Source organism: bacterium, assembly GCA_026416715.1.
Taxonomy (GTDB): Bacteria; UBP4; UBA4092; order JAOAEQ01; family JAOAEQ01; genus JAOAEQ01.
Genome location: JAOAEQ010000010.1, coordinates 1 through 12,092, shown reverse-complemented (window position 1 = coordinate 12,092; position 12,092 = coordinate 1). Strand labels below are relative to the sequence as shown.

10 protein-coding genes are annotated in these 12,092 nt (G+C 41.3%); 1 reads left to right on the top strand and 9 read right to left on the bottom strand.

All coding sequences use genetic code 11. The features are described 5' to 3' along the window. Positions 1 to 55 precede the first annotated feature (55 nt). Both N3A72_05565 and N3A72_05560 read right to left on the bottom strand, forming a co-directional pair. Positions 56 to 928, bottom strand: a complete 873-nt coding sequence (locus N3A72_05565) for a polyprenyl synthetase family protein (protein MCX7919069.1) — start codon at positions 926 to 928, stop codon at positions 56 to 58. Between the two features lie 388 nt (positions 929 to 1,316). Further along, positions 1,317 to 2,504 (bottom strand): pyridoxal phosphate-dependent aminotransferase, encoded by a 1,188-nt coding sequence (locus tag N3A72_05560; GenBank protein ID MCX7919068.1) that lies wholly within the window; start codon positions 2,502 to 2,504, stop codon positions 1,317 to 1,319. Between the two features lie 462 nt (positions 2,505 to 2,966). On the opposite strand from N3A72_05560, the gene N3A72_05555 reads away from it, so the two are divergent. Next, on the top strand, positions 2,967 to 3,791 hold the full coding sequence (locus N3A72_05555) for a thymidylate synthase (protein MCX7919067.1): 825 nt from the start codon (positions 2,967 to 2,969) through the stop codon (positions 3,789 to 3,791). Between the two features lie 110 nt (positions 3,792 to 3,901). On the opposite strand, the gene N3A72_05550 is transcribed toward N3A72_05555, so the two are convergent. The 7 genes from N3A72_05550 to N3A72_05520 form a co-directional block, all read right to left on the bottom strand. After that, positions 3,902 to 5,719: a cobalamin B12-binding domain-containing protein gene (locus N3A72_05550; protein ID MCX7919066.1), complete on the bottom strand. Its 1,818-nt coding sequence runs from the start codon at positions 5,717 to 5,719 to the stop codon at positions 3,902 to 3,904. A gap of 86 nt (positions 5,720 to 5,805) precedes the next feature. After that, positions 5,806 to 6,036 carry a hypothetical protein gene (locus tag N3A72_05545; GenBank protein MCX7919065.1) on the bottom strand — a complete coding sequence of 77 codons (231 nt, stop codon included), beginning with the start codon at positions 6,034 to 6,036 and terminating at the stop codon, positions 5,806 to 5,808. Between the two features lie 96 nt (positions 6,037 to 6,132). Continuing rightward, positions 6,133 to 6,516: a RidA family protein gene (locus N3A72_05540; GenBank protein MCX7919064.1), complete on the bottom strand. Its 384-nt coding sequence runs from the start codon at positions 6,514 to 6,516 to the stop codon at positions 6,133 to 6,135. Between the two features lie 49 nt (positions 6,517 to 6,565). After that, positions 6,566 to 8,029, bottom strand: coding sequence for a hypothetical protein (locus tag N3A72_05535; protein ID MCX7919063.1), 1,464 nt, complete (start codon positions 8,027 to 8,029; stop codon positions 6,566 to 6,568). Between the two features lie 154 nt (positions 8,030 to 8,183). Further along, positions 8,184 to 8,606: a hypothetical protein gene (locus tag N3A72_05530; GenBank protein ID MCX7919062.1), complete on the bottom strand. Its 423-nt coding sequence runs from the start codon at positions 8,604 to 8,606 to the stop codon at positions 8,184 to 8,186. Positions 8,607 to 8,708: 102 nt separating this feature from the next. Beyond that, positions 8,709 to 10,652, bottom strand: a complete 1,944-nt coding sequence (locus N3A72_05525; GenBank protein MCX7919061.1) for a tetratricopeptide repeat protein — start codon at positions 10,650 to 10,652, stop codon at positions 8,709 to 8,711. Between the two features lie 119 nt (positions 10,653 to 10,771). Beyond that, a partial coding sequence (locus N3A72_05520) for a hypothetical protein (protein ID MCX7919060.1) occupies positions 10,772 to 12,092 on the bottom strand: 1,321 nt, incomplete at its 5' end.

The window sequence follows — 12,092 nt, the reverse complement described above, 5'->3', positions numbered from 1 at the left end:
AATGATTACAGCGCCTTTCAAACAAGATTATAGCGACGGTGAATCCGTGTAATTATTATTGAGTTCTTTTTCCAATATACTTAGCGATTTCGCGTAATGGGTCTGCGTGATGGTTTAACTGTTGTATACTCTCCAACGCTTGATTAACCAATGTAGCCACCGTTTTTTTCGCTTTATCAACCCCTAACGTAGACGCGAAATTAACTTCCGGATGAACAATCCGTGGATGATGCGGTGCTTGGATAACATCTAAAATATCATCGGTTATCTGATATGCTAACCCGATATGAGAAGAGTAATCAACTAACGATTTGATTTGTTTCGCATTTGCATTCGCTAATGTCGCTCCGATAGTTGCTGCGGCTACAAATAGCGCTCCGGTTTTATGGGTATGAATATATTTTAACGTTTTATAACTCGCAGGACGTCCGCGATATTTGATATCAATCACCTGCCCGCCAATCATTCCTTTCGGACCGACAGATTCAGCTAATATCGCTGATATCGGAATACAGTATTTCGGCGGAACTTTTGCGGATAAAATTTCAAAAGCGTAGGTTAATAACGCATCCGCTGCTAGCAGCGCCGGTCCTTCTCCGAAAACGATATGGTTTGACGGTTTATCCCTACGGATATCAGAATTATCCATACAGGGTAGGTCATCTAAAATGAGTGAACTGGTATGGATAAACTCTAATGCACAGCATGCGGCTAGTAACGCTTCATTGTGTTTCGCATCAGATTGTTTGTTTACCGCTTCATACGCTGCAATCGCCAGTATCGGACGTAACCGTTTCCCGTCAGTAAACACCGAATAATGCATTGCGTTCCATAAAGTTTTGGTATACTTCTCTTTTTTCGGGAAACAGCGACGTAACGAGTGATTAACCAGATTCCGCCGTTCTCGAAAATATTGTTTTAAATTCATAAAACACCGATTCCGCAGATTTATTTTATTACACTCAATCGAAATCAAACTGTCAAGTTCTAACGTGAATAACTCATGTCATCCTTAGCTAAACCAGCTTGAAATCTTCGCCGAATCTTTCGCTCACGGTTAACATGGTATATCGTTTTCTAAAACGAACCACCGATTGATTTCGTTTACCGAAAGCAAATTGCTCGACAAAAACCAATCTACTCTCTTCTCTATTTATAATTTATAAAAAAGCGCAGAAAACTGGTTCCTCTGCGCTTACGAAACTTAAATTATTCCGCAAATTACCCGAAACTTATATAATTATGATAACGTTCTAACCTGCGCTGCGGGAGCATTTGGAAATGCCGCTGCGGTATCCCATTTAACGCAAACTCTTTTAGAATGCGACCGCTTTTTTCATTCGTTCTACACCTTCAATAACATTTTTCGTTGCAGTAGCATACGAAAACCGTAAATAATTATCTGCACCGAACGCTGACCCAGGCACGACTGCTATTTGCGCGACATCAAGCAGATATGCGGATAATTCCAGCGAATTGGTTATTTTTTTCCCGTTAAATGTTTTACCATACAATCCGCTAACATTCGGAAACGCATAAAATGCGCCTTTTGGCACCCGACAGGAAACGCCTGGAATCGAATTTAATCCATCCACCAACAGTTTCCGTCGTTTATCGAATTCTGCAACCATCATTTTTACGCTATCTTGTGGTCCTTTATACGCTTCAATAGCGCCAATCTGCGCAAAGGTTGTCGGGTTACTGGTCGCATGACTCTGAATTTCACTCATCGCTTTAATAACATCGGTCGGCCCGGCAGCAAACCCGATTCGCCAGCCGGTCATCGAATATGTTTTTGAAACCGCATTAACTACGATGGTTAAATCGTATATTTCTTTTCCTAACGTAGCAATACTGACCTGTTCAACACCGTCATAAACGATTTTTTCATAGCATTCATCTGAAACAACCACGATATTGTTTTTCACGCAGATGTCAGCGATAGCTTCTAATTCTTTTTTAGTATATACGCAGCCGGTAGGATTCGATGGACTATTTAGAATCAGCAGTTTAGTTTTCGGAGTAATCGCTTGTTTCAACTGGTCAGGGGTAATCTTAAAATCATTCTTCTCTTCGGTATTAATTACAATAACATTCGCATCCGCTAGTTTAATCTGTTCCGGGAAGGTTACCCAATATGGCGCGGGGAGTAATGCATCGTCACCAGCTTCAAGAAGCGCTATCATGATATTATATAAAACATGTTTCGCACCGCAGGAAACGATAATCTGCGCCGGAGTATATTCTAACCCATTTTCTTTTTTCAGTTTTTCACAAATCGCTTCTTTTAACGCTGGCAACCCTGCAGCAGGAGTATATTTGGTGAACCCATCTTGAATCGCTTTAATTCCCGCTTGTTTGATATTTTCCGGCGTATCGAAATCCGGTTCACCGACTCCGAAATCAATGACTGGAATCCCCTGTTTTTTCATCTGTGCAGCTTTTGCAGAAATCGCTAGCGTCGGTGATGCTTCGATCCGGGTAGTACGTGCCGCTAATTTCATAGAATAAATCCTCCTAAATGGATTTTATATTGATAACGTAATAGATAATTATAGCTTAAACTAGAGTAACTAACAATATTAACTGATATTAACTACATTAAAACCTAAGTCAAACCACCACGATACGAAGATACTAAGATAAATTGAATAGGATTACTTTGTGTTAAGTGACTTTATGGTTAAATTTGATATAGTATTTTTGATTTATTTTATGATATGCTTTTAATTATTTGAAAAATAATAATGAAAGAACTATACGGGACAAGCGAGTACAAAAGCGTTACACAGCGACAATAATTCGGCAGTAAACTCACCATTAGGGCGTTTGTTTAACTTAAATAATATCAGCAGAAGAGCAAATTCTCCATTGGCGAACTTGCTTCTAGAGTAGGAAAATTAATAAATACATTTTAGCAGATATTTTTAAGTAACTTATCATTCATCAGAAAGGAATACAACAACATGCAAAATGGGAATATACCTGTTTTAATGGTTCAAGGAGAGACGTTACCAGAAACATGGGAGAAAGCGGTACTAGCTTGTTGGGAGCAAGGCGTTGCGATTAAAACTGAATATGATAAGCCGGACGACCCGCCAAGTCGCGATTGTACCATGGTTATGGTTTGTCTCGACCCGTTTAAAGAACCACGAATCCATCGGTCGTTTCCTGCGGGATTAGAAGATTTAGAAATATATCGGCAGGAAGTAGTTGAAGGAGTGCATGACCATTGGATTAAACCGGAAGAAGGGAAATGGACGTATACTTACCACGAACGGTTATTCAATTATAAAATCGGTGGGAAAGTAATTAATCAGATTGAGTATATCGTTAAAAAACTATCAGAAGCGGGATATTCCCGTCGAGCGCAAGCGATAACCTGGAACGTATTAACCGACCCGCCAACTGAAGATCCGCCATGTTTACAGCGTGTCTGGTGTCGGTTATTACCCAATGAATCTGGTATCCCGGTTCTAAATATGAATACGCATTGGCGTTCCCGAGATGGATATAAAGCTGCGTTTATGAACATTTTCGCATTAACAGATTTGCAGAAACGAATCGCGAGCCAAATCAGCGATAGGATCAATCAAGAGGTTAAAGTCGGTCGGTATGTTGATATTGCGGATAGTTTCCATATTTACGGCAGTTATTTTGCCGATTTCGACCGGTTCCTGAACACCGTTACCAATCGGACGTTTGAAGAGCGAACCTGGGATTCTGAATTCGCGGAACCGTTTTTCGAAGATGGTAGAAAACGACTCGAAGAAGAGCGAAAAGCAAAATAAAACGTACAATGCAAAAATGTTCAATTAACAATTTTTAATTTAAAATGAATATTGAACATTGAAGTTTAAGCAGTTCTTAGATTTCTGGTTTCCAAATAATATTTTAAGGTCTATATCAAGGTCACAGTATTTTTTCCAAACCGACCGGGATAAGCGCCGTCTTCTTTACTACCGAGGATACCGGCGTAAAGCGCATCAACAAATGACGGAGCATTAGCAACCTGTTTCAACGTTTCTTTAATATTCGATTTCAGTTCATCTTTCCATTGGAGTGCCTGGTCAGACGGAAGCATTTTCGTTCCCCCGAAGAAGCGGAACGATTCTTTAACGGCGTTCAACGTTCCGATCCGCCCGATACCGGTTATCGGTCCGCGAGAATAAACTTCATCTGTTGATGCGATAGTCGCAACGTCAACTCCTAACCCTGCCATTAACGAAAAATGATATGCCGTTGCACTAGCAGACTGTACTTTCTCTTCGGTATGGGTCATAAATCCGATAGGTTCACCAGCCCAAATCGGGATATCAACGAGTTCACGCAACGCGAGAATTTTCGCGGTGTTATAATCAACATAATTCTGTTCCATTTTACCGCTGATAATCATTTCCGGCGAATAACAGATGAGCGGTTTCAATAACGGTTTCGCACCAAGTTTCAACCCGAGCGCAGCCATAATCAGCATCCCCGCGAACGCTTTATATGCCGGAACACCACATAACTCTTCATTAGTCGGGATGTCGAACGGCATATGATATTTTGCGGCAAGTCGTAACGATTCAACGCCGTCAACGGTCAACCGTGCGGGGTCGGTTCCCGCTCCTAACGAACCGTACGCAATATTTATTTTGGTTAAATCCGCACCGAGGAACCCGGCGAGAACAATTATTTCCGGAGTATTCAATCCACGATGCGCTCGAACTGACCATAGAGTTGACGGTAATAACGAATCTTTAATCAAACTTAAATTGGCGTAGGTTATTGGAGTCCCATCAACTGCGTCTGCGAGATAACCGTCAGGCAGTCCTTCCGTTCTTGCGCCCCAAGCGGGGTCGAAATGTAAAACGCCATCAGCTCCCCACGCTTCGCAAACTTTGATATGTACCGCATCCATGATAGGACATCCCGTTCCGTATTGAATAAACACAACCGGTTTTTCCGTTTTATACTGGAGAATTTGCGGATGGATAGTTTTATTCGCCTGCTTGATTAACGTATAGAGTTGTTCGATTTCTTTCCGTTCAATAAGCCGAGTATGTGCCGGTAATTTCCCTTGACGATAGAAATCAACGATAGTTTGGTCGCTTAATTCTAGATATTCCCGGGTGAACGGAAGTGCGGTATATTTTTCGACCGACCCGCCAAGCGATTCTAATTGCGATTCGGTTATTCGCGCACGTTTAATTCCCGGAGACGTTTTTCCTTTCGTCCATTCAATAATTGCATCAGTGATTTTGTTAAGTAATTCTTCTACCTCATTATCTTTAACCGTAAAACTAAACCCTGCGGTTAAATCTCGTTTCTGTTTCGGTTTCCGTTCAAGTCCAACGGAGACTCCTTTCGCCTGTTCAACGAACGCAATAACTTCTTCAATTGGTGTCCGTGGTGGAAAACAAGCGTCATACCCCAGTTGGGTACCCATTTCTGCGGTTACTGCCATCCCGCCGATAGCAAACCGTGATTTATCACGTAACCCTTTCGCTTTAATGAGATTCATTAGGTTACCGAGTAATGTTGTTGCATCATATCCAACGGTTCGACTGATTAGCACCGCATCCGGCTGATGTAATGTAATCGCATCAACGACTTCTTCTGCAAAAACATCCGGCGGTAGTAATATCGTTCGATGTCCACGATCGTCAAGTTTACGTTTGATAAGTTTCAATCCGACATCGTGGACAGGGTCGAGTGGAGCGAGGAGTACTTTCATAATTCTAAAATCTGATTACACTGATTATAGAAACGATTACAGCGATTAACATCTATGTAATCAATATTACTCAATCGGTGTAATCATTATTCTTTTTCTTTTTCTAGCCAGGCGTATTTTAAACCCGGATGATGGATATACACACGAATCCGCACCTGTGCACCGAGCCCGTTATGTTCTAGCGAAACGATATCACCATGTTCCAGATTTAATTCTTTCAATAGCTCTTGAACCAGCTGTTTCGCTTCCAATTCATCCTGGCAGATGAAAAATGTTTCGATATCTATTGCATCGAGTATTTTATTTTTTACGTTCATAACAATGAAAATAACGTAAGAACGGATGAACGAAAGAATATAAATTTCCTATTTAAATTTTTTCTTCAATTCTCAAATTGTTCCGTTATTTAGTGGTTACCCGAGATAAGCAACAACATCGATTTCAATCGCAACATCTTTCGGCAGTTTAGCGACTTGAACGGTAGTTCGCGCAGGATAGGGTTCAGTAAAATAGGTCGCATAGACTTCATTCATTGCAGCAAAATCGAGCATATTCGTTAAATATACCGTCGTTTTAACCACATCCTGCATAGTACCGCCACTCGCTGCTAAAACCGCTTTAATATTTTCAAGCACCTGTTTCGTTTGGTTTTTGATACCACCACCGACAATCGTGTTCGTTTTCGGGTCTATCGGTATTTGGCCGGAAGTATAAATAAATTGCCCGATTCGTATCCCTTGCGAATACGGTCCGATCGCTTCCGGTGCATGGTTAGTCTTGATAACATTTCTTGCCATAAAATAAACTCCTTTTTTTCTTAGAACTACGGGCTAGAGACTAATGATATTACACTACTCCGGCGTATTTGCAGATGATATTAATCAATCCGACTAACGCGCGAACAATAATCCGGGTTTCATTTTCTAACAAATTCCCTTCTTCATCGAGAGTTCCTAATCCTAACGAAATGAAAATATTCGCATCGTAGCCTATGGTAGGGATAATCCCCATTTGTGCTAATCCGGACTGGAGAATATTCGTTCCGGCATACATATCTTCAATCGAGAAAATCGGGATTCCCATCTGGTTATCTTTCCACGTCCGTTCATAATTAATTTCGACTGCAGCACTATTATACGTTTTATTAATTAACAGATCTGGTTGGAATTTCGCCGGGATATTCGAGAATTCCTGTTTAACAATTTCAAATAGTTTATCTACCGGGTCAGTTATCATTTTCGGTTTATCCCGCAGGATTTTTAAAGTCGCAATAAGCCCGACTAACGCTTCTTTTCCCGGATCGTTGGTAACATACGCTGCTTTTCCATACGCAAAACCGGCACCGGAACGATCGCTATGCATCCCAAGCGCTCGTCGAATTGGCACCATCGAATCTTCTTTTCCGATAATCAGACCGACGGTAGGCGCGCCACTCGCTTTATCCATACTATACACCATAACATCGCCACCGAGTTTTCGGATATCCGCGCCGATAAACGGGATACCCCACGCGTTATCAATGATATACGGAACATTAAACTCCCGCGCGATAACCGATAATCCTTTTTGCAGTTCCGGCGTTCCATTTTTATCTTTAGTACCGTACCCATATCCGACCGTATCATAACCGAGCGAAGTTATCGCCGTGAGATAGCAGGAATTTAACTCTGCTACATCTTCGATTTTCTCTAACGACGCTTGTGCATTCACCTGACTCAACAATATTACCGGGTATCCTTTAATTCCATGAACCGGATATTTTGCACCGACTAACGGAACGATAACCGTCGAGAGATTTTCTAATCGTTTTCCATAGAACCCAAGTTCACCAGCGGTAACGCCCCGATCAGCGAATATATCTTTATATCGTGGTGGGAACGGTCTTCCATACGCTCCTTGATGATGCAAATGCCGTTCGTAGAGTGCAATATATCGCGCTTGATAATTATCACCGCGCCCTTGCATCGGCGGACTCGCTAAACAATCGAACGTAACCCATAATGCAGCTTCACAGGTATTAATCGCTGCGGCGTCATATTCGTCACCGTAAACATCTTTAACCAGTTCGCGAATTTCTTCCGCAAGAAACTTATTTTCAATCACTTGCCGACTCGCTTTATCCATCGCTTCTTTCACTTCACGACTTAATAACCCATGACAGCTCGATACCGCACCAGTTAACCCAATTTTCCCTTTCAATGTCGGTGGCAAACCGATATCATCAGCGAATTTTTTCGCTTCAGCGTAAATCTGTGGGATTTGTTTATGTAACTCTTTATACATCTGAAACCGATATTTATAACTAGCCATGATTCTTCTCTCCTAAATAAATATTATTTATTAATTTTCAAATGGCAAAACCCAACAACCAAAATAGTTTCGGTATCAAGTCATTGTGACATTGATTTGACATTGAGATGGTACCATTTGGTATTACACTATATCAAAATGAGAAATATATTTTCTATTTCGGTTTAAAGGATAACTGGGCGCCGAGCGTAAATCCCAATTCTTTGCCGGTTTGCCGTTTTTCCGCATAAACGATAATATTCAGATGATTCGGTAGATGCGTTTCATCGAATCCTTTAATCGTTCCGATAAACTGGTCATTGAGATAGAGTTTATCTCCGACCGGAATAACACCACCTTCAGCTACTTCAAAAAAACAGAGATAGGCTATGCGATTAACCGCTTCTCCAGGTTTCGGCTCGGCTTCATCAGTTAGAATCAGCTCGTGAATTGAGTATTTCGGTACCGCACGGGAATAGGTTGATATCAGCCATAACCCGCGAGATTCCGCCATTGCATCAAGAACGGTTATCACTTTACCGATAACTTCTTTTCGTTCAGCATATGCGGTGAGATTAACGAATTTGGTAGTATCCATTATTAACGCGACGATTACAGCAATTAAATGAATCCGATTACCTAGAGTAAAAATAAATCGCTGCAACCATTAGGTTTTAGAATCGTTGCGAACAACCAATCATTATTTCAAGTTAAGCACCCGATATATTTCATCTACTCCGATATCTTGAATCCGTTGCTGTGTAAATGATGAAAAGTTCGGTTTCGCTTCATCAAACTCTGCGCGACCGCCGTTGAAATAATCCTTGATTTCCATCCAGACCGGATAATCGCCACCGGGACATGCGAGAATATATAAGGTTAACTCAAGTCGTTTAATCCGGTCGCGTTCGGTGCGAATCCGGTCACGTCGAATCTGCAATTTTTCAGATAATATATCTAATTGATTATTAAATAAATAGACTAATCGTGCGGTTTCCTGCCGGATAATTTTTTTCGTTGGTTCATCAAGTCCGAGGATATTCCGTTCAAAATCGGTAGCGTCAAACTGCGCTAAACTGATAATTCGTTGCCAGGTAGCTTTTTCCGGTCCGACCATACTATCGATATACGTTGCTAATTCTCTTATTTTCTGCTGACGCACATCTTCCGGCGATAATTGCGCGCGCTGGAGTTCAGTTAAGGTTCGGTCACGCATCTGTTTCGCGCTCTGCCATCCGGAATAATCCAGATAATTTTCTACAATTTCACTAAACCCGTCATACGCGCGTTCGTAGAACGATTTATCAATCAACCCTTTACTAAAATCAGTTTTTGCGCGCTCGTATATCTGTTGCGCTAACGCTTCTCGTGCCTGCGCAATATATTGGTTAGCGGAGAGGCGGAGTGTACTTAACGGATATTTAGCTGTTATCAGACTAAACCGCTCTAATGCGTTCTCATAATTGCGCTGATTGAAAAAAGTTACTCCTTGTTGAAATATCGGCGTTGCAAACCGGTCATAGATTTCAACCAGTTTACTCCGCGCGAGTGCATAGCCCGGGTCAAGGTTCAATGCGGTTTGTAGTTCAGCAATTGCTTCTTCAAACAACGATTTTTCGATACAGAATAACGCTACGGTATAATGGTCTTTCGGTGAATTCGGGTCAATTTCCTGTGCACGTTGCTGATATTGCGCGCGATAATACAGTTTCCAATCCCCAGCAGGGTCTGTAGCCGTATATTTGGCTAACCATTTCACCGCATCCGCATAGTCCCGTTCACGATATTTCTGTTCACCGAGTTTGAAATACGATTTCGCTAATTCATCTTTAATTTCATAGAATCGCGCTGGAGAAATCTGTTTAGCGGCTTCGAATTCCTGTGCTGCACCGAAATAATTTTCCCGTTGTAAATATACGTTACCTAACGTAATCCGTTTTTCAGCAGATTGCGGGTCGAATTTAACCGCTTTTTCTAAGTATGCTTCCGCATTGTCGAGTTTACCTAGCTGAAGGAGCAATTTGCCCATCATATAGTTTCCGGAAGCGGATTCGGGATAAATATCCAGCGCTTGTTGGACATACATTATTCGCAGATTTAGGTCGGGTTCAGTCATTGATATCTGAACATACACATCAGCCATCTTATTTTGCACCTGCGCAATCCAGCTGGAATCGAGTTCGAACGTAGTAATTTCCGCATATTGTTCCAAAGCGGTTTTGAAATTCCCTTGTTTAACCAATTCATCTATTGCAGTGATTCTATCCGCAATCGATTTTAACCAGATATCTTTAAGAAACTGTTGCGCTTGCGCTAATTTCGCCGCAGCAATCAAACTAGTTGAATCCGCCGCTATCGCTTTCTGGTATGCAGTTACCGCTTTATAATAATCTTTCCGTTCGAAATAATAATCGCCAAAGCGCAGTTGCGTTTCAGTTATCGTTTCTTTGGTCATCGTTGCGATTTGTGCGGTATTAAGTGCAAATGTTCCGGTCGGTGTCATTATTTTCACCAGTCCATTTGATTCGGAGATAATTTCACCGAACAGTTCTTTCCCGCTGGTTAACGTGATTATATCCGCAAACGATGGAATTGAACTAACGGCTACGATACTAATAAAAAGGGACAATACCCATTTACGCATAGTTCGTTACCTCCATATTTATTTGAATACCTTAACGCGAAATACGGTCAATTGTCAACCTGATGAAACCACGTAGCGTTACAAGATGGTAACTGAAAATCAAAAAACAAACCGTGAAATCAGTTGGTAAAATTTGGGATAGATAATACGATTATGCTCCCGAGTTTCAGGATTGCCATTAAGTAAATGCTAGCAATAATTCCGAATATCGGAATCAAAACAATCACTGCGGTTATCGCACCGACCGCTGAACCAATCAAGTCACTCGCATACATTAATCCGCCAGCTTCTTTTCCAACCGCTATCCGCTGAGTTTTGCCATGGTGATACTGATATGCTGCGACACATAATGGAAATTCGCTTCCGACCACACCGCCAATAATCAGGGTTAATAGGGGTAGGATAAATACTGCACTCTCTTGATTCTTGATAGCATTCAAAATAATCGGATTAAGTAAACACAGTAAAAGGATAAATAATTCTGCAATAAGCAGCATTTTGCGTGGCTGATAGTTTGTCAGTTTCGTGCCGAGCAAACTACCGAGAGCTAATCCGAGCATAAAAAGCGCTATGATAAATCCTATCCATTGATATACATATCCATATAGCGCTTGAAATGTATAGATAAAGATTAGTTCTAAACTGATTCCAATACATCCGGTTGAAAGAGCTACCGTAACAATAGCGATCGGATTCTGCCAATGGCGTTTTCTCATCATTACCATAACCAGCAAAATGAAACCGATGCTTATAACCAAAATAATTTGATACAACTTTAGCGTAGCTACAATAGTAAATATTGATTTGATTATCCCTTTACTTTGTTTCACCCAGAGTTGGAGCGTATAGAAATATGCGGTAGGCTGATAATCCTGATTGATAACGATCCCCGCTGGTTTCGCCAATTGTTCCTGGATAAACTTGACCCGTTCCGGTTGAACCACTACTTCAATCATATATTCATTGAAATATTGAGTCGGCAGGTTACGCTTGCGGGCAATCCATCGTGCGATAAGTTCCGGTTGCTTATCAGAAATGATACGTTCATCTTGGCATGCGAAATAAAGATTACGGTCGCCGGGAATAATAACAACCTGATTAAACGCTACTCGTAGCGTGTGATATATTGTTTGATTAAGGTTTAACAGTTCCGGACCAAGATAATTTTCGCCACCAAGCAACCCAATACAGAAAATCCCGGTGTCGGTTAATTTCCCTTGAATTTCCTGAAAAAACTCTTGCGTATAATATCGGTTAACCAGCGCCGTTTTCGGGTCAGTTAAATTAACGATGATAATATCGAATCGTTCCGCAGTTCGTTTCAGATACCGTCTTCCATCCTGATGGATAATTTCTATTCGGGCATCGGATAATGCACTGCGGTCATCTGCGGTTAAATAAGGTTTGGTTACCTGAATCAGGACGGGGTCGAGTTCTAGC

Coding starts and splice junctions, on each gene's coding strand:
- N3A72_05540 (MCX7919064.1), bottom strand. CDS start 6,516: ATGGCAAGAAATGTTATCAAGACTAACCATGCACCGGAAGCGATCGGA.
- N3A72_05560 (MCX7919068.1), bottom strand. CDS start 2,504: ATGAAATTAGCGGCACGTACTACCCGGATCGAAGCATCACCGACGCTA.
- N3A72_05530 (MCX7919062.1), bottom strand. CDS start 8,606: ATGGATACTACCAAATTCGTTAATCTCACCGCATATGCTGAACGAAAA.
- N3A72_05555 (MCX7919067.1), top strand. CDS start 2,967: ATGCAAAATGGGAATATACCTGTTTTAATGGTTCAAGGAGAGACGTTA.
- N3A72_05545 (MCX7919065.1), bottom strand. CDS start 6,036: ATGAACGTAAAAAATAAAATACTCGATGCAATAGATATCGAAACATTT.
- N3A72_05535 (MCX7919063.1), bottom strand. CDS start 8,029: ATGGCTAGTTATAAATATCGGTTTCAGATGTATAAAGAGTTACATAAA.
- N3A72_05565 (MCX7919069.1), bottom strand. CDS start 928: ATGAATTTAAAACAATATTTTCGAGAACGGCGGAATCTGGTTAATCAC.
- N3A72_05525 (MCX7919061.1), bottom strand. CDS start 10,652: ATGCGTAAATGGGTATTGTCCCTTTTTATTAGTATCGTAGCCGTTAGT.
- N3A72_05550 (MCX7919066.1), bottom strand. CDS start 5,719: ATGAAAGTACTCCTCGCTCCACTCGACCCTGTCCACGATGTCGGATTG.